Below are 23,750 nucleotides of genomic sequence, written 5' to 3' on the forward strand. Positions count from 1 at the left end.
ACACCAATACCGATGACAAAAGACGATGGCAAAGCTAGGTTTACGGCTTAAGGCCATTGCAAAACAAGTCACCTTTAGTGGCCAACCTATTTGGGATTGTTGTTGCGATCACGGTTACTTAGGGCAATATCTGCTTGAGCAAGATGCTTGTATTCAAACTGGCTCAGTCGTTAACTTTGTTGATTGTATCGCGGATATTATCGCTCAGCTTAACACTCGACTAAGCCAGATCACTGCGTTACAAGGTCGCTGGCAAAGTCACTGCATCGATGTGGCTAAGTTGCCGTTAGCCGAGCAAACTAGTTTATCTCATACCATCATTATCGCTGGTGTAGGTGGCGAACTCACCGCGAAGATGGTCACCGCGCTGAACCAGCAATTTGCCAAGCACAAGTTAGAATTTATCCTTTGTCCAGTGCATCATGAATATGAAATGCGCACGGCTTTAGCGCAGCAAGGGTTAAGATTGTTCGACGAGCAATTAGTGAAAGAAAACGGCCGCTTTTATGAAATCCTTCGCGTTGGCTGCTATGGCCAAGATGAGATCACCCCAACTGGCAAAAAGCTTTGGCATAGGGTCGGTCCAATTGAGTCGCAGTACCTAGCTACAAAAATAAAACATTATCAACGTTTAGGCTTGGGTGGGCAGGATACAGCAGGTATCATTAGCGCTTACGCAGTGTATTTAGATTAACATATCCAAGCAGAGTAGGAGCGGTTTTTAAACCGCGAAATAGACCTAAGCTTTTAAAAGTTAATGAAAAGTTGGAATATCATGAGTTATATACCCCTAAGTGAGCACAAAAAAGCGTGGATCTTTAACCGCCAAGATCTACCCATTACCGATGAGGATAAGGCACAAATCAAACTCCTCGCACCTACTCGTGCCGCCAACTTTTGGAACATGAGTATCAGCAAACAAGTTGACCATCCCGATTTTTTTAAAAAAGGCGACTGGCCTTTTGCGATTCAAACTTGGCAAGAGCAGGGCGATTGGGAAACGGTGTGGGACAGTGAAGAAACGGCATTGCCTGAATTGATAACCGATCACCTAAATTGGCAAGATAACACTACCGTCTTCTATTGCAGTGATCGTTACAGCATTATCGAAACCTCATGGGGGGTCTTTAAACGCTGTTGGAAAAACTTTTTGTTTTTAGATGATGGCTCGATACTCTTAGGTAAAAAGCGCGAACAAGTGGTGCAGTTTATGTCTAACGGCACCTTTAGGCTGGGTGTGAAACCGGGATCTTAAGTAACACCGAAAGTAATCGCTGCATGACTGCAGCGCCTACAAAACAGCAGCTTCCACAGAGTTCAGCCTAGTGGAATGGTATTTCTCCCCTGCAGGAGGTAAGCAGGGCGACTAGCCAAACTTACCTCTCCCCAATATGGCAATAACTCAACTACTCAGGTTTCATATAAAGATCCATTTCTTCACTGATTATTTTGCGCATCTCAATCAGTTTTACCGCAGTGGCATGTTGACGTTTATCGTCTTCGGTCACGGGCACCCAAGTCGGCACTGGACTAGGTTTGCCAGCCTCATCCACCGCCACCATGATGACAATGCAATAAGTGGTGATTTTGCGGTTGAGGTCTTTAGGGTCACAGGCCGTGACTTCAATGGCAATGTGCATGGACGAAGAGCCGGTATAAACCACCTTGGCATCCACCTCGACCAAATTACCCACTAAAATAGGTGAAACAAAGCGAATACCACCGGCATACGCGGTGATACAATACTTACCACTCCAGCCTGCCGCGCAGGCGTAAGCCGCTAAATCTATCCACTTCATTACCGCACCGCCGTGCACCTTTCCACCAAAGTTTACGTCTTGCGGCTCGGCTAGAAATCGTAATGTCACTTCTCTTTGTTGTTGACCCATGTACTGCCCTTACTGCTTTTGTTGAATATTTAACATGTTATTAGGATGAGGAGCTTTCGAAATCATTGTTTCATGTTGAAATAGCTCAAGCCAAGCCTTTCCTGTAAAATGGCGCGGCATATTTTTGATGTTATCTCAGTATAGTAGAAGGATTGTTATGAAAACCTTGTCCTCATTGTTACTTGCCTTAGTGTTAGCCTTGCCTCCATTGAGTGCCAGCTTTGCTTCGCAAATTGATTTAGAAGCGACCATGAAGAAAATGAAATTTGAGGTTAGCCAAGCGTATAAAGCGCAGGATATGGCTACTTTTAGTAACCATATTGATTCTTTTTCGCAATTGGTGTCCGACGCTAAACGTTATTCTTTTCCTGCTGAACGCAAAGAGGTGTCTTTGGAAGGCTTGAACAAGGTGGAACAAGCCGTTGACCTGATCCAACAAGATATTGCTGCCGGTGAGTTAGACAAGGCCAAGCAGCATTTAAAAACCATTGATGATTTACGTAAGGAATACCACAAAAAAAATAAGCCCAGTGTTTGGCAAAAGTTTTTTGGTTAATCCCCACTTATTTTTTGCTGCGTGGCTTGTATTGGGTCGCGCAGTAGCCTCGACTGACCGCCGGGTCACGCAGCTTAGCGTGTTTGGTTTTCCTTCCCGATACCCGTTTGCGCCACATTTTAAAACTACTGGGTTTAAGCTGCTGGCGCATTAGGGTAATAGTCCCTGTCTCGTTTAACCCGTAACAGCGGGCAATGGCTTCGAAAGGGGTACGGTCTTCCCAAGCCATTTCGATGATGCGTGAAATATCTTCTGGTCTCATTTGTTGGTCTCACATTGGTTGATGTGAGCCATTACGAACCGCCCTTACAAATGGATTGTTTGATTTTTCTCACAAACAATCAGTATCTTGTTTGGCTAATTTAGTCGCACATGAGTCATTGATTAATTACGGTCCTGACAGCGGCACAAAAAACCAAGAAAATGGACAGGCCGACAAATCGGGGTAAAAAAGTACGTTATTTAGCCATTAATGGTGAACCTTTTTTGATTAGAGTATTTTCCTTATGGTGAGTCGTGCTATACTCCGGCCGCATTTATTTAATATAAATTAACAGAGTGAACAAATGGCAGATCTATCAAAGTACAGAAACATTGGTATTTTCGCGCACGTTGATGCGGGTAAGACCACTACTACAGAACGTATCCTAAAGCTAACTGGTAAAATCCATAAAACTGGTGAAGTACACGACGGTGAGTCTACAACTGACTTCATGGAGCAGGAAGCTGAGCGTGGTATTACTATCCAGTCTGCTGCGGTAACTTGTGAGTGGAATGGCCACCGTTTAAACGTTATCGATACTCCTGGACACGTTGACTTCACCGTTGAAGTATACCGTTCTCTAAAAGTACTTGATGGTGGTATCGGTGTATTCTGTGGTAGCGGTGGTGTTGAACCACAATCAGAAACTAACTGGCGCTACGCGAACGAATCTGAAGTATCTCGTATTATCTTCGTAAACAAACTAGACCGTATGGGTGCTGACTTCTACCGTGTTGTTAAGCAAACTCAAGACGTACTAGCGGCTAACCCACTAGTGATGGTTCTTCCTATCGGTATCGAAGATGATTTCGTGGGTGTAGTAGACCTACTATCTCGCAAAGCATACGTGTGGGATGACTCAGGCCTACCTGAGAACTACGAAGTTCAAGACGTGCCAGCTGATATGGTTGATAAGGTAGAAGAATACCGCGAGCAACTGGTTGAAACGGCTGTTGAACAAGACGACGACCTAATGGAAGCTTACATGGAAGGCGAAGAGCCAACTATTGAGCAAATCAAAGCTTGTATCCGTAAAGGTACTCGCGATCTAGCGTTCTTCCCAACTTACTGTGGTTCAGCGTTTAAGAACAAAGGTGTTCAACTTGTACTTGACGCGGTTGTAGATTACCTACCATCGCCAACGGAAGTTGACCCACAAGAGCTAACCGATCCTGAAACAGGTGAGCCTACTGGTGAAGTGGCTACTGTTGATCCTGACCAGCCGCTAAAAGCGCTTGCGTTTAAGATCATGGATGACCGTTTCGGTGCCCTTACCTTTATCCGTATTTACTCAGGCCGCATGAAGAAGGGTGACACTATCCTTAACTCTGCGACTGGTAAAACTGAACGTATCGGCCGTATGTGTGAGATGCAAGCGGACGACCGTAACGAAATTACTGAAGCACAAGCTGGTGACATCATCGCGGTTGTGGGCATGAAGAACGTTCAAACTGGTCACACTCTATGTGATCCTAAGCACGAATGTACGCTTGAGCCAATGATCTTCCCTGATCCAGTAATCTCGATTGCTGTTGCACCAAAAGACAAAGGTTCTACTGAGAAAATGGGTATCGCGATCGGTAAAATGGTTGCAGAAGATCCATCTTTCCAAGTTGAAACTGACGAAGATTCAGGTGAAACCATCCTTAAAGGTATGGGTGAGCTTCACTTAGACATCAAAGTAGACATCTTGAAGCGTACTTACGGCGTTGAGCTAAACGTAGGTCAACCACAAGTTGCTTACCGTGAAACGATCACGAAAGCGGTTGAAGATAGCTACACGCACAAGAAGCAATCTGGTGGTTCTGGTCAGTTCGGTAAAATTGATTACCGCATCAAGCCAGGTGAGCCAGGCTCAGGCTTCCAGTTCAAATCTACTGTTGTAGGTGGTAACGTTCCTAAAGAATTCTGGCCTGCAGTTGAGAAAGGCTTTGAAGCTATGATGGAAGAGGGTGTGCTAGCTGGCTTCCCTGTACTAGACGTTGAAATTGAACTGTACGATGGTGCTTTCCACGCAGTTGACTCATCTGCTATCGCATTTGAAATCGCAGCGAAAGGCGCATTCCGTCAGTCTATCCCGAAAGCGGGTGCACAACTTCTTGAGCCTATCATGAAAGTTGACGTGTTCACGCCAGAAGACCACGTTGGTGACGTAATCGGTGACTTAAACCGTCGTCGCGGTATGATCAAAGACCAAGAAGCGGGCGTAACTGGCGTTCGTATCAAGGCTGACGTACCACTATCTGAGATGTTTGGTTACATCGGTCACCTACGTACGATGACTTCAGGTCGTGGTCAGTTCTCTATGGAATTTGCTCACTACCTACCATGTCCACAAAACGTGGCTGAAACGGTAATCGCTGAAGTTAAAGAAAGAAACGCTAAGAAATAAGCGTTTTTAACTTAGCTTTACGTAACCCCAGTTGCTTTGCGGCTGGGGTTATTTTTTGGGTTTAAAAAATGTCTGCTGTATTAAAGTACGTTCAGGGCTACCCTCTGAATATTCAACAATCCGTTGCCGAATTGGTGGCTTCAAAGAAGCTAGGGCAATACTTGCGTAATAAGTATCCCGAGCCCCATCAAATGACCAGTGAAAAATCCCTCTATGATTATGTGATGGGTTTGAAGAAGCGTTACCTTAAACAAAGTGCGCCCATTAGCAAAGTGGTTTATGACAATAAGTTACACTTAGTTAAGCATGCTTTAGGAACTCATACCTATGTTTCTCGAGTGCAAGGTAATAAGCTAAAGGCGAAGCAAGAAATTCGCATTGCTGGGCTATTTAAACAAGCGCCTGAGGCCATGCTGAACATGATCGTGGTGCACGAGCTGGCGCATCTAAAAGAAAAAGAGCACAACAAGGCATTTTACCAGCTGTGCCAATACATGCAGGGCGATTATCACCAGTTAGAGTTAGATACGCGTTTGTTTTTGACCCAGCTTGAGTTGGCTGGCCCTTTGTATAAATAACTTAAGCGGGAACTGCCGTTTTGTGGGAGCTGCAGTTTTGTGGGAGCTGCAGTTTTGTGGGAGCTGCAGTAATGCAGCGATAAATGCTAAGACTAAATCGCACCATGACCGGTGCTCCCACAGATGCTAAGACTAAATCGCACCATGACCGGTGCTCCCACAGATGCTAAGACTAAATCGCACCATGACTGGTGCTCCCACAGATGCTAAGACCAAATCGCACCATGGCTGGTGCTCCCACTCGATGTCACCGTAAAAAATTACACTTAATAACAACGATCTTTGATCATGGCTAGCATGTCATCTGTTAGCACTGATTTAGAGATATAGCTTTGGCCACCATTTTGTGCGAACAAAATAATGCCTTTCTCTGTCTCGGTATGGCGCTTTATATCTTGCCAAGGCAGCATTGTTTGAGTGTAAGGGTTTTTACTACTAAAGCCTTGCTCATCCATGCTGATCACCACTTCACTATTGGCGCTTCTGCTCCACATCTGTCTGGTTAGCCACCAAGCGCGGCGATAAATATAGCTGATCACTTCTAATATACCCAGCCCAAGAAGTACGCTACCGGCCACTGTGTGTTGCTCGGTAAAAATAAGCAGAAACAACCCTGCAATAAATAAAATAGCAATAAAGGCGTAGCGCGGTTTAGCGTGTTTACTATAGGGCTGTGATTCGTCGAAGCACTCTTCAAGATATTGTTTTGAAATTGTAAAGCTTGTGGTTAATGGTGTTGATTGTGGCATAAATAAGCGTCCCCTATGATCTATTGGCAGTATATCATAGGGCCAAAATGTCAAACACAAGCCAAGCTCGGCTTGATGTATATTTTAGTCGCAGGCAAGGTAAAGGGGTCGAACTCGCCTGCCTGCGGGATAAATGAGCAACAATAGTTTATACGTGCCCAGGCGGGGTGGTTTCGATAAACAAGGGATCGGTTTTGGCTAAGCTTAATAGTTGGCGAAGCGCGGGGTAGTCATCCAGTGAAATTCGGTTTCTAAAGATGCCCCAATCAAGATAGCAGGCTAGCCTTAACTCCCCCTCATTAAGAGGCAGCGAATCGGTTAAATGCTGGCTGTTTAAGTAGGCCAAGCCACTCTCTACTCGCCCTTGTTGCCTAGTAAGATATTGACTATTTGCGGCGAGGATATTGTCTTGCAGCTCTAAAAAGAAAATATTCACGGTGGCATCAAGTACCGTGTTCACCATGCAAAATAGCTCGAAATCCATAATATCCGCGCAAAAAGCTTGGCCTGCCTTTTCTCGTAAATAACGAATGATCACCACAGAGTCGGTTAGGGTCAGGTCACCATCAACTAAAAAGGGAACTTTTTTAGTGGGAGATTGCTCGGCGCTGGCAGCCGCGTCAGTTTCTACAAACTCACAAGTTAAACCTGTTTGGGCGATGACCATGCGACAGTGGCGAACAAAGGGTGAGGTGTAGCTACCGTATAATTTCATATCGACTCCCATAAAATGACTTTATTTTATTAATTGAGAGTTAACAATAGCAATTAAAATAGCCACTTATAAAGGTTTTAAGTGGCAAAATTTGCTTTAGAGCCGGCTTAAGGGATTAATGGGATAAGATCTGATCTAAGAACAGCTTAAGCCTGTCTGATTCAGGCTGTTCAAAGAAGGTATGGGGATCGTTTTCTTCTATGATTTGCCCCGCGTCCATAAAAATAACTCTGTCGGCGACTTTTTTCGCAAAGCCCATTTCATGGGTTACGCAAATCATGGTGATCCCGCCTTTAGCCAGCTCAACCATCACATCGAGCACCTCTGATACCATTTCTGGGTCAAGGGCAGAGGTCGGCTCGTCGAATAGCATGATTTCTGGATTAAAGCATAAGCAGCGGGCGATGGCTACGCGCTGCTGCTGGCCCCCAGAGAGTTGGTTTGGATATTTATTGGCTTGGTTCGCTATCTTAACGCGCTCTAAATAGTACATGGCGGTTTCGATAGCTTCTTTTCTGGGTTTCTTGTGCACCCAAGTGGGCGCGATCACTAAGTTTTCCAATACCGACAAATGTGGGAATAAGTTAAAGTGCTGAAATACCATGCCGACCTGAGAACGGATATGGCGAACAATTTTGACGTCCTCAATCAGTTCGGTATCGCCAATAAATATCTGCCCCTTTTGAAACTGCTCTAGGTGGTTAAGGCAACGTATTGTGGTGGATTTGCCAGAGCCTGAAGGACCACAAATCACCACCTTTTCGCCTTTTTTTACGTTGAGATTAACATCTTTTAATACATGGAAATCACCATACCATTTATTGACGTTTTCCATTCTGATCATGAATTCAGTAGTCGACATGGCATTACCTATTTGAGTTCTGTATTGAAACGTCTTTCGACGGATTTTGAGTATTGCGACATAGAGAAGCAAAATACCCAGTAAATAAAGGTGACAAAAACATAGCCTTCTACTTCATAGCCAAGCCAGTTGGTATCACTGTTGGTTAGGGTCACCATGGCCAAAATATCAAATAAACCGATGATAAGAACTAAGGTCGTGTCTTTAAACAGTGAGATAAACGAGCCCACTAGGTTAGGGATAGAAATTTTTAATGCTTGGGGCAATATAATTAAAATCATCCCTTGCCAATAACTTAACCCCAGAGACTCACTGGCTTCATACTGCCCTTTGGGGATGGCCTGTAACCCGCCGCGCACAACCTCTGCAATATAGGCGGCTTGGAATAAGGTGATCCCAATGAGGGCGCGAAGCAATTTGTCAAAATCTAAGCCGTCACGGAAAAATAACGGCAACACCACGGAAGCCATAAACAAGATAGTGATGAGTGGCACCCCGCGCACAAACTCGATAAAGGTGATGCACAAGGTCTTAACCACGGGCATGTTATCGGCTTGGCGACCCAGCGCTAGCATGATCCCGATGGGAAAGGACGCGATAATGCCGACTGCAGCAACGATGACGGTTAACATTAAGCCTCCCCATTTATCTGTTTCAACCACTTCTAGGCCAAAGCCGCCGTAGATGAAGATAATAGAAACAAAAGGGTAGAGCAGAATAATGGCAATTTTGAGTTTGATACTTTTCAGCAGCTTAACACTGGCGATAAAGGCCACCGTCAGTGCGGCGACGAACAAGGGACGCCAATGTAAATGTTCGGGGTAAAAGCCATAAATAAATTGGTCAAACTTTTCGATAATGAAGATCCAGCGCGCGCCATCTTTGGTCACTTCATCTTGGCTTCCCGACCAAGTGGCACTAAAAAATAACCAGTCCAGCAAAGGAGGTACCGTGAGGTAAAGCAGGTAAATACAGAGTAAAGAGAGTATGGCGTTTTTTACGTCCTTAAAGAGATTAACTCTCAACCAATGAAACACGCCATGGTGATTAACGGGAGCGGGTTGAGCAGGTTTTACGTCATAAATTGCCATGATTAACGCCCCTTAATTTGCATCTTGGCATTGAGCCAATTGAGTAGTAGCGAAATAACAATACTAAAGGCCAAGTAAACTGCCATGGTCATTAATATAATTTCAATCGCTTGCCCGACCTGATTTAACGTGGTGCCGGAAAACAAGGTGACGATTTCGGGGTAACCAATTGCCGTGGCGAGGGATGAGTTTTTAACCAAGTTTAAGTATTGATTGATAACCGGTGGAATGATCACACGCAGCGCTTGAGGCAAGATGATTTTTCGTAGAATGACATGATCTTTTAAGCCTAATGAATGGGCGGCTTCTTTTTGACCTTTGGGCACCGATTCAATGCCCGCACGAACAGCTTCAGCAATGTAGGTAGCGGTATAAATACTCAATGCAAAGGCTAATGCCAGTAGTTCTGGAATAATGACCCAGCCACCACGAAAGTTAAATCCTTTGAGCTCAGGTACTTCACTGGAAATCGGTTGGCCAGCGATAAAAAACACCAGAATAGGGGAGAGAATAATAATGGCGCCGCCAACACTAAAGATAGGAAATTCTTCACCGGTATCGTCATGGCGTTTTATGGCCCAGCGAGCAAGGAAGAAAACACCGACACAAGCTAAAATAAATGCCGCGAGAATATAACCGCTGTTATCTTCAAAAATGGGTTTGGGCATTAAAAAGCCACGGTTATTAAGAAAGAACTCATCAAAGTAGCTATAGCTCTGGCGAGGGCTAGGTAGGGCGGCCAGAACCACGTTATACCAAAATAAAATTTGCAGTAAGATAGGGATGTTGCGAAACACCTCGATGTAAATCATCGATAACTTAGCAATTAAAAAGTTACCTGATAATCGGCCAATACCGATTAATAAGCCTAAGATAGTGGTGAAAAAAATAGCGATGGCTGATACTAATAAGGTATTGAGGATCCCGATCAGAAATACCCTCGCGTAGGTGGAGCTGCCATCGTCATATTCTACTAAGGTTTGACTTATCCCAAAGCCGGCAATTTGGTCGAGAAAAGTGAACCCCGTTTCAATGCCTCGGGCTTCAATATTGTCAAACATGTTATTGGTAAAATAAGCGGCGACGAAGAACACGCAGGCAAGGGCAAGTACTTGAAAAACAATGGCTCTTACCTTGGGGTTGTTAAGAAAACTGATGCCGCCGACGGGCTCTGCAGGTTTACTCATAGTGTTTTCTCATAGTGCTTATCCGCTTAATAAGGCGGCCCTACAAGCAGGGGGAGGTCCCCCGTCATGTTACTCGGCCATGAATCCATGGCACGGTGCCGCCTTTTGTGTTGCTATCTGATTGGCATGGGGTACATTAGGCCGCCATTGTTCCAAAGGTTGTTTAAACCTCGGTCAATGTTAAGGGGCGAGCCTTTACCCACGTTACGGTCAAACATTTCGCCATAATTGCCGACTTGTTTGATCATGTTGTAAGCCCACTTCTCATCTAGCCCTAGGCTTTTACCGGTATCGCCTGAGGTGCCAAGTAAACGTTTAACGCTGGGGTTATCTGACTTCATCATGGCATCAACATTGGCTTGCGTTACGCCAAGCTCTTCGGCCTCGAGCGTGGCAAACAAGGCCCAACGAACAATATTAAACCAGCCATCATCACCTTGACGTACCACAGGGCCTAATGGCTCTTTAGAGATGATCTCAGGCAATACCATGACCGAGTCAGGCTTATCCATTTTTAGTCTTAAACCGTATAACTGGGAAGCATCTGAAGTGACGGCATCACAGCGACCTTTTTTAAAGCCATCTATGGTTTGCCCTGAGGTATCGTAGGTGACGGCCTTGTACTCCATGTTTTGAGACTTAAAATAGTCAGTGAGGTTGAGCTCTGTAGTCGTACCGGCTTGAATACAAAAGGTCGCGCCATCAAGCTCCTTGGCAGAAGATACCCCTAACGATTTATTAATCAGAAAGCCCTGACCATCATAATAATTGACCCCTGCAAAATTAAGGCCCAAGGAAATATCACGGCTAGATGTCCAGGTAGAAGAGCGGACAAGCACATCTATTTCACCACTTTGCAGTGCGGTAAAACGCTCCTTTGCCGTTAAAGGAACATACTTAACTTTGTTGGCATCACCTAACACGGCGCTGGCGATAGCCTTACAAAAATCAACATCTATGCCTTCCCAAACGCCTTTTGAGTTGGTGGCAGAAAAACCCGGAATACCCGTTGAAACCCCACAGTTTAATTCACCTTTTTTCTTCACTGTTTCCAGTGTATCTGCTGATGCGGTTAATGGAATGAGTACAACAGCAGCGGCAAGGGATAAAGCAATTTTGGTTCTGTTCATCATTTATTCCTTTTGGATGGTTGGTAAGGCCATCAACACATTTTGCGTCAACACGGTTCAATCTGTTGATGTAACAAACGAATAACATTCTATATCTATAAACATTAGTCGCTGTTGTAGCTTTTGCCTCGTTTGATGTTGTTTTTTATTGTTTTAAGGATGCGCCTCGACCGAGTGTTGTGCAAAAAAGAGAGAAGCACGGGCGCTGGGAGCAAAGCACATGATGAGGTCATGCCAAGGGTGAGAAGGTTCAAGTATGTTGCAAAACGGCCCTTGATGTGAGGCGCCAAGGATATATTGATATTTATAAAAGTTATTGATTTACATTTGATTATCTCCGAATACAATAGCTCGCATAAATGTCATAAAAATAGCAAATTGCTGCAAACACATTGGGTTAGCTGACGGATCTCTTCTCTTTAGGCAGGGAAGTCTCGGCAACAAGCTAATCCTTCTATCCCACCATGATGGGTAATAGCAGTTTAATTGTTACAAGGAAAGTAGCCAGATGTTAAAACAAGCTTACAGCATCGTGTTGGCATCCATGTGGATGTTAGCAGCGACCTTAGTGCCCACCATCAGTGAAGCTAAAAACGTGTCATTAACCATAGTGTCCGAATTTCGCCAGTCTTGGCAGCGCAACTTCAATCCTTTTAATTCGGCGCACCGATTGCCCACCACCATGCAATTTATCTATGAGCCCTTGATTGTCTTCAACGAATTGCAAGGGGGCAAGCCTGTGTATCGGTTGGCCACGGCACACAGCTTTTCGTCGGACTTAAAAACCCTGACGTTTCACTTACGCCGAGGGGTTAAATGGTCTGATGGAACGCCATTTACCGCTGACGATGTTGTTTATTCACTGCGTTTAGCCGCCAGAGGTGGGGCCCTTGATGTGCGTGGCTTGGCCGATGATATCGACGCCATTAAAAAAGAAAATGCTTACACCGTTAGTATTAGACTTAATAAGGTTGATACAGGTATCGCTACCCGCATTGTGCGTGCGCCCATTGTGCCCAAGCATATCTTTTCAATGGAATCGGATATTGCTAGCTTTACTAACCCCAACCCCGTAGGCACAGGGCCTTTTACCGAAGTGCCGATGTTTTCGTGGCAGGTGTATGTGCAATGTCGTAACCCCCATTACTACCAAAATTCTCGATTAAAGATAGATTGTTTACAAAGCCCAATCATTACTAACAACGACGAGCTACTCGCCGCCGCGATAAAAGGTCGTTTAGATTGGACTTCCTCTTTTATCCCAAACATCGAAGAGGTATTACTGAGTAAAAACCCCAGCACCAAACACTGGTTTCCCGCGGCTGGCTCGGCCTCATTTGTGATGAACTTTAATTCCCCCGATCCAAACAACCAAAAAGCATTCAATAATTTAAGCTTTCGCCGCGCTTTTTCCATGGCGATGGATCGCAAACGCATGGTGGAAGAAGCTGGCTCAGGTTACTGGTTAGAAAATAACTACCCCAGTGGCTTAGGGGACCAATTTAAGGCGTGGTCTGATCCAAAAGTGAGAAAAAAATATGGCAAATTCAATACCTACAATAAAGCTCATGCTGCTAAATTGCTGCGTGATGTGGGCTTTAAAGACGTGGATAGCGATGGGTGGCTAGATAACCCAGATGGCAGTCAGTTTAGTTTTGAAATTTTAGTGCCTAATGGTTGGTCGGATCATGTCAAAACGGTTGAAATTGCCATAGAAAGTCTGCACGAGCTAGGTATTAATGCCACCATGGCTACCCCTGAATTTGGTGAATTAGTCGACAGAGTAAAAGCAGGGCAATATGATGCGCAATTCACTAACTACTTTGCTGGAGCAACACCGCATCGATATTACCACTCTGGATTTCATTCATCGCAAATGAACAAAGACCGATTTGCTGGCCATCATTACGTTGATCCTATGTTGGATAAGTTAATTGACAGTTTTAACCGCACCAATGATGAAGCGCAGCGCCTAGACATTATGCATCGTATCGAGGAGCGTATTGCCAGTCAGCAAATTACCGTGCCGGTGATCAGTTCCAACTTTAATTATCAATATGATGATGTGAGTTTTACCGGTTGGTTTAATGAGGAAAACCCAGGTGGCATTCCGGTGATCCACCCAGATATTCCAGAGCGCTTGCTGCATGTGCTGTCCCTTGCGCCTGTGGATACAGATAAAACAGCCATGAATTAATCCTGCCTGTAGTAAGTTTATCAAGGCCTTGGTACCAAGTATCAAGGCCTTTTTTGTATCTTATTTTATTATTTCATGTTCAGTAAAAAAGTGCTGTCGATTATATTGGAGTACCTTAGTCACGGGGGCTAGGCTTTGCTCTCTGATCAGATTCGCTTGATCTAATAAGGCTTGGCCAGCCTCGGCCGACTCACTAAAGCTGATATGAGGATCGGGCACGGCCGATAACAATAATCTCGTATAAGGGTGCTGGGGATCGTCTATCACACTGCTGGTGTCGCCCCATTCAACAATTTGTCCTTGATACATGATGGCTATTTCCTCGGCAAAATAGCGCGCGGTAGCAATATCATGGGTGATGTATAAAAAGGTAATACCTTGCTCTTGTTTCATTTTATTGAGTAACTTAAGGATATCTAAGCGAATAGAGACATCCAGCATACTGGTGGGCTCGTCGGCGAGGATGATTTCAGCGCCGATGGCCATGGTTCTGGCAATCGACACGCGCTGCCTTTGGCCACCTGAAAGTTGATGCGGGTATTTAGAGGGCGTGGATTCTGGATCTAATTCGACCATTCTCAGCAACTCAAGCACCTTGGCCTTGGCTTGTGCTTCGTTACTCACATGACCATGGGTAAACAGCGGCCTCGCTAAGTGATGATAAATGGTGTGGGCCGGGTTGAGTGAGCCGTAAGGGTCTTGAAAAATCATTTGAATATTACGGCGGTATTGGGCCAATTCTTTATGGCTATTAAAGGCATTAATGTCTTGGCCGCGATAGCTCACATCGCCACTGGTGTGATGATGCATGCGGGTGAGCAAGCGCGCTACGGTGCTTTTGCCTGAGCCACTTTCGCCTACTAACGCCAGCGCCTTGCCTTTTTTCAGATCAAAGCTGACGTTTCTTAAGGCATGAACTTGGCGTTTATGTAAGCCCTTGCCCGTGTTGAAGGTTTTGACCATATTACGAACACGAATTAGGGTGTTCTCGGTTTCAGATGGCATCATACACTTGCCTCCATAACAACGTTTGATTGTTTAATTGCTTGTTGCTGTTTGAGTTGATGATCAAAAGCAGCGGGAATGGATTGCCATAATTTTTTGGTGTAGGCGTGTTGTGGGTTGTGGAGTATGTCTTTGGCAAGGCCGACTTCCACCAATTCTCCTTTTAACATGACGCCAATGCGATCACAAAGTTGCGTCATTAAGCTCAAATCATGGGTGATAAAGAGCACCGAGAAGCCAAATTCTTTACGCAGCGCGTGAATTTGCAACAATATTTCTCGTTGAACCACCACATCTAAAGCCGTTGTAGGCTCATCCATAATGAGTAAGTCAGGATTTAACGCCAGACCGATGGCAATCACGATGCGTTGGCGCATACCACCAGAAAATTGGTGAGGATAGTCTTTTAAGCGATCGGGGCTAATGCCCACCAACTCCAATAAATGACCTGCACGTTTGGCACTTTCCTGCGGGCTATAACCCTTATGGCGATAAAACATATCGCGAAATTGCTCTTCAATGGTGAGCACAGGGTTTAGGCTGTTCATGGCACTTTGAAATACCATACTGACCTTGGACCAACGTGTTGCGGCTAGGGTACGTTTATCCATGGTCAAGGTGTCTTGGCCATTTAATAAAATTTGACCGCCAGAGATAAACGCAGGTGGCCTAAGTAACTGGCTGATAGCAAAGGCAATGGTACTCTTGCCACAGCCACTTTCGCCAGCAAGACCAAAAATTTCACCTTTGCCTATATTAAAGCTAACTTGATTAACGGCGCGAAATTCACTGTCATCAAGTAGGTAATCAACACAAAGATCTTTGATTTCAAGAGTGTTTTTTATGCTATTGGTGCCATCTAAATGAGGTTGATTAGCCATGATATGCGACCTCTTTCGAATTTGAAGAAGATTGAACAACGGATGAAGCTGCTTGCTTCGCTCGCAGTTGCTTGATGCGTTTATTAAAGCGTTTAATGCCGCTAAAGGTGCGAAGGCGTGGGTTAGCAATTTCATCAATACCAAAGTTAAGTAGGGCTAAGCCCATGCCGAGGATCGCAATCGCGAGACAAGGTACTAATACTTCCCACCAAGCGCCGACCGTCATAGCCGAGGCATTTTGGGCGTTAAACAACATGGTTCCCCAGCTAACAGCGAGCGGATCGCCTAAGCCAAGAAATTCTAAGGTGGCTTCGGTGATAATGGTGTAGATGATAGAACCAAGGAAGTTTAACCCGATGATAGAGCTAAGATTGGGCAATATTTCTACAAAGATAATGCGCCAAGGTGGCTCACACGCAAGCTCACTGGCATGGATAAACTCTTTGTTTCTTAAGGTTAATGTTTGTGAACGGGTTACCCGCGCTCCCCATGCCCAGCTAGTTAGGCCGATGATAATGGCGATGGTGAGTGGACTGGCCTCGCCAATAAAGGCAGCTAACACCAGTAACAAGGGGAGTTGAGGTATCACTAAGGCAATGTTAGTAATTAAACTCACAAACTCGTCGTATTTACCGCCAAAGTAACCCGCGGATACGCCAAGGGCTGTGCCGATCACGACTATGATTAAGCCCGCCCCAAAGCCCACCGCCAAGGAGGTAGCTGTGCCATGGACAAATAAATGGTAAACATCGCGTCCCATACGGGTGGTGCCAAACACGTTCTCTACACTCGGCTCTTGATGGGGCCGCGCTACCCGATCATTGGGATCATGTGAGGTGATAAAAGGTGCCGATAAGGCAATCAGTAAATAGGTGGTAACGATAAACAAACCAAAACTGACTTTTTTGTTACGGCGCAGTAATTTAAAAAAATTAGCCATAATTCTTCCCTTAAATTTAATAAGTCGTTCAATGTGAATCAATTCACTTAACTGGATTTAGTCATGACTTAGTCTCGACGCAGACGAGGGTCGAGGTAGACATAGGCGATATCGGCAACAAAGTTGGCCGACAACATAGCTAAGGTCATGATCAAGAGTTGACCTTGAATAACCGGATAATCACGCGAAACAATGGCTTCAAATAAGGTGTTACCTAGGCCTGGGTAGTTAAATACCACCTCAGTAATCAGCGAGCCACCCAGTACCACACCCACCGTCATGGCAAACGCCGTAATCGAAGGCAGTAGGGCATTTCGGGCACCATAATTAAACATGACGCGGCTTTCACTTAAGCCTTTGGCGCGCCCCATCACGATGTAATCTTCACCCAATAGGTTGATTAAATTGTTGCGTATGGTGAGCAAGTAGCCACCGATTTGGACTATGACCAAAGAGACGATGGGTAAAATAGCGTGAGTGAGTACGCTTTTGATGTATTCCAAGCTAAACGCCGGATCAAGCTCGATATTATAAGCATAAGAGAAGGGCAGCCAGTTGAGCGCCACGCCAAATACAAACATAAACAGCAAGGCAAGTACCACGGCAGGGATGGACTGTAACACTAAAGACAGCGGCGACAAGATGGTATCTAGCCAGCCACCTCGATACCATGCTGCCACTATGCCGGAAATCGAGCCGATGAAGAAACTGATCAAGGTCGAGGTCCCGACTAAGAACAGGGTCCAAATCATCGATCGGCCAAGCGCTTCATTCACCGTTTGCGGGAAGTATTTAACCGAGCTGCCTAAATCCCAAGTGACCACACTTTTTAAATAGGCAAAATATTGTTGATATAAGGGGCCATCGACAAAGCCAAAGGTGGCTTTTAAGGCAGCCAAACTTTCAACGGGGAGTGGATTACCTTGCGACGAAAACATCACTGTAATGGGATCGCCAGGCATCAAACGAGGTAAGAAAAAATTAAATGTCGCCGCAAAGAAAAATGCGATGAGATAAAACCCAAGACGACGTAATACAAAATCCATAACAGACTCCTTATGGAAGCAAAATGGGGACCTTAGGTCAGATGCGTAGAGGGCCAACTTGACCGAGTTTCAAGTTGGCCATGGCTTAAGCCTGTGATTAATGACTTAAGCTATTGCCTAGGTTACGACTTTGGTTTGAGGCTAAGTAAGTGCAACAGGCGCTCAGGGTTGCCTGGGTGAGGCTGCGGCTTAGCGATAGGGTTGTCGGCATTAAAGAAGCCTTCAAAGCGCTGGGTGTTGTACTGATACCAACTTGGGTTGTTAAACACAGGGATAAACGGCATGTTTTCTGCCACTATCATCTGGATCTGCCCCATGGTCTGCTGCTGTTTTGCTTTGTTTGTGGTGGAGTAAAATTGATCAAGCAGCTTATCTAGCTCAGGATCCGTAAAGCGGGTTGAGCTCATGCGTGTTTTATCGAGTTGCGAACTATGAAATGCCGTGTTGTACATCAAGTGCGGCGTAACACCGGCAAAATAGGCATTGATAGCGGCATCATATGAGCCATCGATTAATGCCGATGTCCATGCGGTGGCTTCAGGCGTTGAAACCTTGGCATTGATGCCCATTTCTTGCAGGCCATCGACGGCAATTTGCACTGTATTTACCCAGTCGGTCCAGCCGTTCGGTACTAAGATAGAAAACGCAATCGCTGAGCCATCTGGGTTGTCTACGTAACCATCGCCATCTTTATCTTGGTAGCCTGCTTGTTGTAATAACGCTTTGGCTGCCTTGATGTCGTAACGTGAGTATTGGCCAAATTTCTTGTCCACTTCATCATTGTTCCAAGAGTGATAACCGGCTCCTAGGCCCGAAGGGTATTCGTTAAGAGTCGGGTAGCCGTAACCTGCTATGTTAACCATGCTGTTACGATCCATCGCCATGGACACAGCGCGGCGGAAGTGCACGTCATTGAATGCTTTGCGGTTGCCAGGTTTAGTACTGGCAAGGTTTAAATTAAAGGCCACCATGGAATCGGCGGGGAACCAGTACTTAAAGTTTTGTGCATCTTTGGCCACATAGGTTTTGTCGATGTCAGGTAAAAACGAACCAAACCAATCAAGTTCACCTTTTTGTGCTGCGGCTAATACTTGGTCATTATTGGCTAATTGTGGCAAGCGCACACAGTCCACTTTTAGGGTGCTGTCATCCCAGTAATGGGGGTTACGACATTGAACATAAACGCGCGTGGTAAAGCGCTCAATTTCCGTTAATGGCCCGGTTCCAACTGGGTTTTCATTGGTGAAGGTCACGGGATCTTTTACATCACGCCAAATGTGCTCGGCCACCACAGGGACGCGCACAATTTCGATGGGGGCACCACTGTCTGGTACAGGGAAAGTGAACTTCACTTGGTGGGAGTTGAGCACTTCAACGCCACTGATGCGTTGCCAAATAGCGCGGGTGTCAAGGGCTGGATTGGCTTTGACTAAATCGAAACTAAATTTAACGTCGTCGGCATTAAATTCTTCCCCATCTGACCATTTAACCCCTTTGCGTAGGGTAAAAACCGCTGCGGTGGCATCGCTGTTAAACTCAATGTTCTCGGCTAAGCGGTAATGAACCTTGCCGCCTTGCATGGGATTATAAATGGCTAAAGGCTCATAGATATATTCGTTGGTGGTTGGTAAAAACGTGGTTTGATTATAGGGGTTAAAGTTTCTTACCCAAGATGTTCGTTGTACCGGCGCTATATTTAAAATGGCTTTATCGCTATCGGCGCCGGCGGCGGTTACCGGAAGGATAACACTGCTTGATAGTATCGCTGCTAAGGTACTTCTCACGATCAAATTTTTCATCTTGTTGCATCCTTGAAATAAGTCATTAATAAATTTAATGGCAACTTTGAATCAACTGTCAGCTTGCCATTGTGGCGTAAGTGAGTCGAGAGCCAGATGCGTTATTTGCCTGTTCTAATCAGCACGTCAGCTGTGTTCTTGATGACTTAAGCCAACCAAAATGCCCTGTCATTAAAAATCGGTGCTTGAGCATTTCGATGCAACAATTGAATCACTCGGGTTGTGTTACAACAATGTAAAAACTCGTAAATGTCTCAGAAAAAACGTAAAAACAAAACATTAAGGCACTGAAAAGTAACGGTATATTTTAGATTGATAGGAGTTGGTGTTTCGCGATATCGCTCACAACAGTGGCGTTTTTTTAGTACGATTATCTTGAAAAAAGTGACACACGGCGAGGTTGGCGTTTAGGATTGAGGGCGCTTTGCTTCAAAAATGAGTCATTCATTTGCAAGCGTGTATGTCAGTGGCGATACAAGCGTGTCAGTGAAACTAGGCAGCTTTTCATGCATAAAGGGAACGGTATTTACCGATCTTTGATAAACAAATGGTCAACATGTTATCAGGTAGTGGTATGGGCATCGCAGTAGGAATCATCGAGTTTTGTTGCAAAAAATAAAAAACATCAGTTTTCGGGCCAAGCTGGGCTTGGCGTTTTTACTTTTATCGATCACCCCAATGGCGGTGATCGCGATTGTATTCCATGCTTCTTTTGTTAGTAATAACAATAAGCAAGTGGCCGATACCCTCTATTCCATCGCGTTAAGTAAAGAAAATACGTTAGAACAGCATTTGCTAGGGCTGCGCCAACAAGCTCTGCACTTTAGTAACACGGACTTTGTGCGCTATGCCATGAGTAGATTTTATGGATTTTCTTATGCGTTTAATTTAATTGCCGATGAGCCCAAGCAAGCTGCTGATTTGTTGTTATCGACTTATCTACAAGCCGGCGATTTTAAAAACTTACCCTCTAAACTTGGCATGACGGTAGGTAGCTACGCTCATGTTCATGATCGATTCCACGATGGGTTTATCGACTATCTAACCGTTTCCGACTTTAACGACATTATCTTGATAAATTTATCGGGCCAAGTGGTGTATAGCACTAAGAAGGATGGGTATTTTACCGAAAACCTGCGCTCAGGAGAGTTGCAGAGCTCTCCATTGGGTCAAGCCTTTGTCGCGCTTGAACGGGAATTAGGTAATACCATCATTGCTGAAACGGCAAAGCCGATGCTATTTCACGATTATAGCTTTGATAACATAAAACAAGCTGTGGTCAGTTACTTTATTATGCCGATTAACAATCACGGTCGATACACGGGTTATATTGCCTACGCGTTGCCCACTACGCCACTGACCAAGATCATGGCCAGTCGACAAGGTCTTGGGTTGACTGGTGAAACCTACGTTATCAATAAACAAGGCTACCCTATATCCGCTTTACAAACGCAAGAGTCGCAATACCAGATATTGAATTTGCACCAACAGCAAAAACCATTGTGGTTAGATGCCCTACATCATTCCAATCGTCATAACTCAGGCACCTTATTAACACAAAATTATCAAGGAATCGCTACCTTAGCCGCTTATGTCAACCTTGATTTGATGGGGCATAAATGGGTTATCGTGGCCGAACAAGCTAACAGTGAAATCCAAGCGACCAGTATTCGTTTTCGTAACTTGATTATTTTAATCGGGGTTATTTCTGTCGCCATTATTATCGCTATCGTCTATTTATTATCCCGCTCCTTAACCAGACCATTAGAGTCGCTAATGTTGGCAACGGAAGCGGTGACATTGGGCGAATGGGACAGACATTTGCTCGGGCGGGGGCGCCGTGATGAAATAGGGCGTTTGGCGGCACAATTTGATGTTATGCAAGATGCCATTACCGACCAAATGAAAGTGATCAACGATACCAATCAGCAACTTGAAGAGAAGGTCGCGGTGATCAACGAGCAAAACATCGCCTTGCGCCAAGCCGATAAAATTAAAGATGAGTTTTTAACCAATACGTCACACGAGCTGCGCACGCCATTAACTGGGGTGATTGGGATCACCGAATCGGTGTTAAATGGGGTGGCTGGCCCCTGTAGTGACGAACAAGCCAAGCAGCTTAATCTCGCCCTCAATGGGGCAAAGCGGTTGGCCCATTTAGTGGATGATTTATTAGACTTTCACAAGGTTAAAAACAACCGTTTACGGGTTGATATGAGCTGCGTGAGCGCTAATGTCACCGTAAGTGGTGTGTTGGCGTTATCCAAGCATTTAATTGGCAATAAACCCGTCGAATTGAATGCAGACTTACCAACCGATGAAATATTTGTTAACGCTGATCCCATTCGTTTTGAGCAGGTGTTGTTTAACTTAGTTAACAATGCAATCAAATACACCGACAGTGGCCAGATCACGGTTTCGGTAGTGGCTCAGGGTGAGCAGGTCATGATCGCCGTCAAAGATACCGGCATGGGCATAGCGCCCGTCAATCAAGCCCGTATTTTCGACCCTTTTAAGCAATTAGATGGCAGTGAAACCCGCCGCCAAGGCGGCAGTGGTTTAGGCTTAGCCATTTCACAGCAGTTAATTAGCTTAATGAAGGGAAACTTAAGTGTTGAAAGTGAAGAAGGCAAGGGCAGCTGTTTTCGATTTAATTTAGGCCGGTGTCAGCCTTTGGCCCCCATGTTACCTCAGGGTGTCAATGCAGCTTATCAATTGGCTTTGAGTGACGGCCAACAAATGGGTGAATCGAATCAAGCATCTGAGCCATTTAACTTTACCAAAGATGATGAGCTCACCCAAGTGGGCCGACGAATCTTGGTGGTTGATGATGAGCAAATGAATTTACAGGTATTAAAAAACCACCTTAGTTTGGCTGGCTACCAAATTAAACTAATGACCAATGGCGATGACGCGCTGGCATTTTTACAGCAGCAACAAGTGGATTTGTTGATTTTAGATGTCATGATGCCAAAAATCAGCGGCTTTACTGTGGCACAAGAGGTACGCAAAACCTTCGACAACGCGACCTTGCCTATCTTAATGCTAACCGCAAAAACGCGCGTAAAAGATATCATGACAGGGTTTCATGTCGGGGCTAATGACTATTTAATGAAGCCTTTTGTTAAAGATGAGCTACTGGCGCGAGTGCATAATTTACTGGAGCTTAAACAAGCGGCTCAGTTTAGTCAGGAAAATAAACTATTGAAACAAGAGGTGGCCAGACGCATAGAAGCCGAAAACGCATTGCAGGCAAGCCAAGTAAGGATGACCCAGTTACTGGAAAATGTGGAAGATGCCATTGTGATTATCAACCCTTTTAACCAAGTGGTGTTTTTTAACCAAGGTGCGCAGCGATTATTGGGGTATTCCCAAGCACAAATGATCGGCGTTGACGTTAACCAGATCATGGCACAATGTGAGCTTGAGCGTATCTCACGTGGATTAACCCAACAGACTCGTTTTGAGCTGCAACTCGATTTTGTGTCCGCCAATGGTGACAAAATTCGCTCCCAAGCTTTTGTTTCACAGGTTAATCAAGGCAAGGGGAGTGCGATGGGAGATATCAGCATCGTGTTGCACCAAACCCAAGGCGATGTGATGGGCACACAGAGCAACCTTGGCCCTAGCTTGTGTTTGTCGGAATTAGAATACCGTCAAGTTTTGGTCGATATCATGACCAAAGCCTTGGCATTATGGCAAGACGCGACCGGGAAGAGTAAAATCGATCTAGCGCAGCAGAGTAAAATTTGGAAGGTTTATCTTGATCGCTCGTCGGCGCAAACTCGCACTTTAGATCGATATTTTTTGCTGCAAACCTTGCCTAAGATCCCCCGTTGGCGTGATGTACTTAGAACGGCTGCCTTTGTTAAGCAGCAATGTGCGAAACAAGCGGAGGCAGAGCGCATTACTGAATTAGAGGAATTAACCTTGAAAGTAAAAAATTACTTTGCCCAAAAATAGTCCATGGCTGTCTGAGTGTGATTTGGGTAAACTGCACCCCTAATCGACTCGCAATAAGGTAATGAGCGCGTGAGTGAAGAATTTGAAGTTGAAGCCATTGGTATTGAGGTAAACACTCAGCCAATCGAGTTATATAAAGTGTTAAAGATAGCCGATGCCGTCAGCGGCGGTGGTGAAGCCAAAATGGCCATTAGCGAAGGCTATGTGGCGGTTAATGGAGAAGTTGAAACGCGTAAACGTTGTAAGGTTTACGATGGTGATGTGATCCAGTTCAACGGTGAGTTTTATCTGGTGTTGTGCGATGTACCCGTTGCAGAGGTAGTCGTTACCCCTCAGCCTAAGCAACCCACAAAGCGCACAACGAAACAGTCTACAGACAAGGCCAATAAAGCCAGTCGACATAATAACCCTCATCCAAAAACAAAAAACAAGGCGAAAGCCCAGTCAAAGCCAGCCACATCTCATCAGATAGACAAACAAACCGGCAGACGTGAAATTAAATTTTGAT

Annotated in this window: 21 protein-coding genes; 8 read left to right on the forward strand and 13 right to left on the reverse strand. The window is 45.1% G+C overall.

Annotated features, from left to right (window positions below; all coding sequences use genetic code 11):
• Nucleotides 1-25: 25 nt before the first annotated feature.
• Both K6Y21_RS11000 and K6Y21_RS11005 read left to right on the forward strand, forming a co-directional pair.
• Nucleotides 26-694, forward strand: a complete 669-nt coding sequence (locus tag K6Y21_RS11000; protein WP_233071897.1) for a tRNA (adenine(22)-N(1))-methyltransferase — start codon at nt 26-28, stop codon at nt 692-694.
• A gap of 81 nt (nt 695-775) precedes the next feature.
• On the forward strand, nt 776-1,255 hold the full coding sequence (locus K6Y21_RS11005) for a DUF2947 domain-containing protein (protein WP_233071898.1): 480 nt from the start codon (nt 776-778) through the stop codon (nt 1,253-1,255).
• Nucleotides 1,256-1,406: 151 nt separating this feature from the next.
• Here K6Y21_RS11005 and K6Y21_RS11010 read toward each other — a convergent pair whose 3' ends face one another.
• Entirely contained in the window at nt 1,407-1,889 is a 483-nt protein-coding gene (locus K6Y21_RS11010; protein ID WP_233071899.1) for an acyl-CoA thioesterase, read from the reverse strand.
• Between the two features lie 157 nt (nt 1,890-2,046).
• Between K6Y21_RS11010 and K6Y21_RS11015 the strand changes: the two genes are divergently transcribed.
• A complete protein-coding gene (locus K6Y21_RS11015; protein ID WP_233071900.1) occupies nt 2,047-2,445 on the forward strand; it encodes a cytochrome b562 in 399 nt (132 codons plus the stop codon).
• Between the two features lie 7 nt (nt 2,446-2,452).
• Here K6Y21_RS11015 and K6Y21_RS11020 read toward each other — a convergent pair whose 3' ends face one another.
• Nucleotides 2,453-2,707 (reverse strand): TIGR03643 family protein, encoded by a 255-nt coding sequence (locus K6Y21_RS11020; RefSeq protein ID WP_233071901.1) that lies wholly within the window; start codon nt 2,705-2,707, stop codon nt 2,453-2,455.
• A gap of 304 nt (nt 2,708-3,011) precedes the next feature.
• Here K6Y21_RS11020 and fusA point away from each other — a divergent pair, with 304 nt between their 5' ends.
• A complete protein-coding gene (gene fusA, locus K6Y21_RS11025; RefSeq protein WP_233071902.1) occupies nt 3,012-5,099 on the forward strand; it encodes an elongation factor G in 2,088 nt (695 codons plus the stop codon).
• Nucleotides 5,100-5,167: 68 nt separating this feature from the next.
• The gene (locus tag K6Y21_RS11030; protein WP_233071903.1) at nt 5,168-5,677 is read left to right on the forward strand and encodes a M48 metallopeptidase family protein; all 510 of its coding nucleotides are present in this window, start codon (nt 5,168-5,170) and stop codon (nt 5,675-5,677) included.
• A 266-nt stretch (nt 5,678-5,943) separates the two neighbouring features.
• Here K6Y21_RS11030 and K6Y21_RS11035 read toward each other — a convergent pair whose 3' ends face one another.
• The 6 genes from K6Y21_RS11035 to K6Y21_RS11060 form a co-directional block, all read right to left on the reverse strand.
• Complete coding sequence (locus tag K6Y21_RS11035) at nt 5,944-6,426, reverse strand: YcxB family protein (RefSeq protein WP_233071904.1); 483 nt, start codon at nt 6,424-6,426, stop codon at nt 5,944-5,946.
• Nucleotides 6,427-6,574: 148 nt separating this feature from the next.
• Nucleotides 6,575-7,141, reverse strand: a complete 567-nt coding sequence (locus K6Y21_RS11040) for a glutathione S-transferase family protein (protein ID WP_233071905.1) — start codon at nt 7,139-7,141, stop codon at nt 6,575-6,577.
• Nucleotides 7,142-7,256: 115 nt separating this feature from the next.
• Entirely contained in the window at nt 7,257-7,985 is a 729-nt protein-coding gene (locus K6Y21_RS11045; protein ID WP_233071926.1) for an amino acid ABC transporter ATP-binding protein, read from the reverse strand.
• A gap of 26 nt (nt 7,986-8,011) precedes the next feature.
• Nucleotides 8,012-9,094, reverse strand: coding sequence for an amino acid ABC transporter permease (locus tag K6Y21_RS11050; RefSeq protein WP_233071906.1), 1,083 nt, complete (start codon nt 9,092-9,094; stop codon nt 8,012-8,014).
• A 2-nt stretch (nt 9,095-9,096) separates the two neighbouring features.
• Complete coding sequence (locus K6Y21_RS11055) at nt 9,097-10,281, reverse strand: amino acid ABC transporter permease (protein WP_233071907.1); 1,185 nt, start codon at nt 10,279-10,281, stop codon at nt 9,097-9,099.
• A 113-nt stretch (nt 10,282-10,394) separates the two neighbouring features.
• Nucleotides 10,395-11,411: an amino acid ABC transporter substrate-binding protein gene (locus tag K6Y21_RS11060; RefSeq protein ID WP_233071908.1), complete on the reverse strand. Its 1,017-nt coding sequence runs from the start codon at nt 11,409-11,411 to the stop codon at nt 10,395-10,397.
• Between the two features lie 508 nt (nt 11,412-11,919).
• Between K6Y21_RS11060 and K6Y21_RS11065 the strand changes: the two genes are divergently transcribed.
• Nucleotides 11,920-13,608: an ABC transporter substrate-binding protein gene (locus K6Y21_RS11065; RefSeq protein WP_233071909.1), complete on the forward strand. Its 1,689-nt coding sequence runs from the start codon at nt 11,920-11,922 to the stop codon at nt 13,606-13,608.
• A gap of 60 nt (nt 13,609-13,668) precedes the next feature.
• On the opposite strand, the gene K6Y21_RS11070 is transcribed toward K6Y21_RS11065, so the two are convergent.
• The 5 genes from K6Y21_RS11070 to K6Y21_RS11090 form a co-directional block, all read right to left on the reverse strand.
• Nucleotides 13,669-14,616: an ABC transporter ATP-binding protein gene (locus K6Y21_RS11070; RefSeq protein WP_233071910.1), complete on the reverse strand. Its 948-nt coding sequence runs from the start codon at nt 14,614-14,616 to the stop codon at nt 13,669-13,671.
• Nucleotides 14,613-15,494, reverse strand: coding sequence for an ABC transporter ATP-binding protein (locus tag K6Y21_RS11075; protein WP_233071911.1), 882 nt, complete (start codon nt 15,492-15,494; stop codon nt 14,613-14,615). The genes K6Y21_RS11070 and K6Y21_RS11075 overlap by 4 nt, the downstream gene beginning before the upstream one ends.
• Nucleotides 15,487-16,434 (reverse strand): ABC transporter permease, encoded by a 948-nt coding sequence (locus tag K6Y21_RS11080; RefSeq protein WP_233071912.1) that lies wholly within the window; start codon nt 16,432-16,434, stop codon nt 15,487-15,489. Before K6Y21_RS11080 ends, K6Y21_RS11075 begins: the two co-directional genes overlap by 8 nt.
• A 68-nt stretch (nt 16,435-16,502) precedes the next feature.
• A complete protein-coding gene (locus K6Y21_RS11085) occupies nt 16,503-17,480 on the reverse strand; it encodes an ABC transporter permease (protein ID WP_233071913.1) in 978 nt (325 codons plus the stop codon).
• Between the two features lie 122 nt (nt 17,481-17,602).
• Entirely contained in the window at nt 17,603-19,279 is a 1,677-nt protein-coding gene (locus tag K6Y21_RS11090; RefSeq protein ID WP_233071914.1) for an ABC transporter substrate-binding protein, read from the reverse strand.
• A gap of 603 nt (nt 19,280-19,882) precedes the next feature.
• On the opposite strand from K6Y21_RS11090, the gene K6Y21_RS11095 reads away from it, so the two are divergent.
• The gene (locus tag K6Y21_RS11095; RefSeq protein WP_233071915.1) at nt 19,883-23,242 is read left to right on the forward strand and encodes an ATP-binding protein; all 3,360 of its coding nucleotides are present in this window, start codon (nt 19,883-19,885) and stop codon (nt 23,240-23,242) included.
• Nucleotides 23,243-23,311: 69 nt separating this feature from the next.
• Nucleotides 23,312-23,749, forward strand: a complete 438-nt coding sequence (locus K6Y21_RS11100) for an RNA-binding S4 domain-containing protein (RefSeq protein WP_233071916.1) — start codon at nt 23,312-23,314, stop codon at nt 23,747-23,749.
• The last annotated feature ends 1 nt before the right edge of the window (nt 23,750 follow it).

The organism is Motilimonas eburnea (assembly GCF_021295345.1).
Taxonomy (GTDB): domain Bacteria; phylum Pseudomonadota; class Gammaproteobacteria; order Enterobacterales; family CBDFNC01; genus Motilimonas; species Motilimonas eburnea.

What these genes read in the sequence shown, in the direction of transcription:
- K6Y21_RS11060 (WP_233071908.1), bottom strand. Translation starts at nt 11,411, where the DNA reads ATGAACAGAACCAAAATTGCTTTATCCCTTGCCGCTGCTGTTGTACTC.
- K6Y21_RS11045 (WP_233071926.1), bottom strand. Translation starts at nt 7,985, where the DNA reads ATGATCAGAATGGAAAACGTCAATAAATGGTATGGTGATTTCCATGTA.
- K6Y21_RS11085 (WP_233071913.1), bottom strand. Translation starts at nt 17,480, where the DNA reads ATGGATTTTGTATTACGTCGTCTTGGGTTTTATCTCATCGCATTTTTC.
- K6Y21_RS11055 (WP_233071907.1), bottom strand. Translation starts at nt 10,281, where the DNA reads ATGAGTAAACCTGCAGAGCCCGTCGGCGGCATCAGTTTTCTTAACAAC.
- K6Y21_RS11090 (WP_233071914.1), bottom strand. Translation starts at nt 19,279, where the DNA reads ATGAAAAATTTGATCGTGAGAAGTACCTTAGCAGCGATACTATCAAGC.
- K6Y21_RS11070 (WP_233071910.1), bottom strand. Translation starts at nt 14,616, where the DNA reads ATGATGCCATCTGAAACCGAGAACACCCTAATTCGTGTTCGTAATATG.
- K6Y21_RS11035 (WP_233071904.1), bottom strand. Translation starts at nt 6,426, where the DNA reads ATGCCACAATCAACACCATTAACCACAAGCTTTACAATTTCAAAACAA.
- K6Y21_RS11040 (WP_233071905.1), bottom strand. Translation starts at nt 7,141, where the DNA reads ATGAAATTATACGGTAGCTACACCTCACCCTTTGTTCGCCACTGTCGC.
- K6Y21_RS11030 (WP_233071903.1), top strand. Translation starts at nt 5,168, where the DNA reads ATGTCTGCTGTATTAAAGTACGTTCAGGGCTACCCTCTGAATATTCAA.
- K6Y21_RS11005 (WP_233071898.1), top strand. Translation starts at nt 776, where the DNA reads ATGAGTTATATACCCCTAAGTGAGCACAAAAAAGCGTGGATCTTTAAC.
- K6Y21_RS11000 (WP_233071897.1), top strand. Translation starts at nt 26, where the DNA reads ATGGCAAAGCTAGGTTTACGGCTTAAGGCCATTGCAAAACAAGTCACC.
- K6Y21_RS11050 (WP_233071906.1), bottom strand. Translation starts at nt 9,094, where the DNA reads ATGGCAATTTATGACGTAAAACCTGCTCAACCCGCTCCCGTTAATCAC.
- K6Y21_RS11075 (WP_233071911.1), bottom strand. Translation starts at nt 15,494, where the DNA reads ATGGCTAATCAACCTCATTTAGATGGCACCAATAGCATAAAAAACACT.
- K6Y21_RS11080 (WP_233071912.1), bottom strand. Translation starts at nt 16,434, where the DNA reads ATGGCTAATTTTTTTAAATTACTGCGCCGTAACAAAAAAGTCAGTTTT.
- fusA (WP_233071902.1), top strand. Translation starts at nt 3,012, where the DNA reads ATGGCAGATCTATCAAAGTACAGAAACATTGGTATTTTCGCGCACGTT.
- K6Y21_RS11065 (WP_233071909.1), top strand. Translation starts at nt 11,920, where the DNA reads ATGTTAAAACAAGCTTACAGCATCGTGTTGGCATCCATGTGGATGTTA.
- K6Y21_RS11015 (WP_233071900.1), top strand. Translation starts at nt 2,047, where the DNA reads ATGAAAACCTTGTCCTCATTGTTACTTGCCTTAGTGTTAGCCTTGCCT.
- K6Y21_RS11020 (WP_233071901.1), bottom strand. Translation starts at nt 2,707, where the DNA reads ATGAGACCAGAAGATATTTCACGCATCATCGAAATGGCTTGGGAAGAC.
- K6Y21_RS11010 (WP_233071899.1), bottom strand. Translation starts at nt 1,889, where the DNA reads ATGGGTCAACAACAAAGAGAAGTGACATTACGATTTCTAGCCGAGCCG.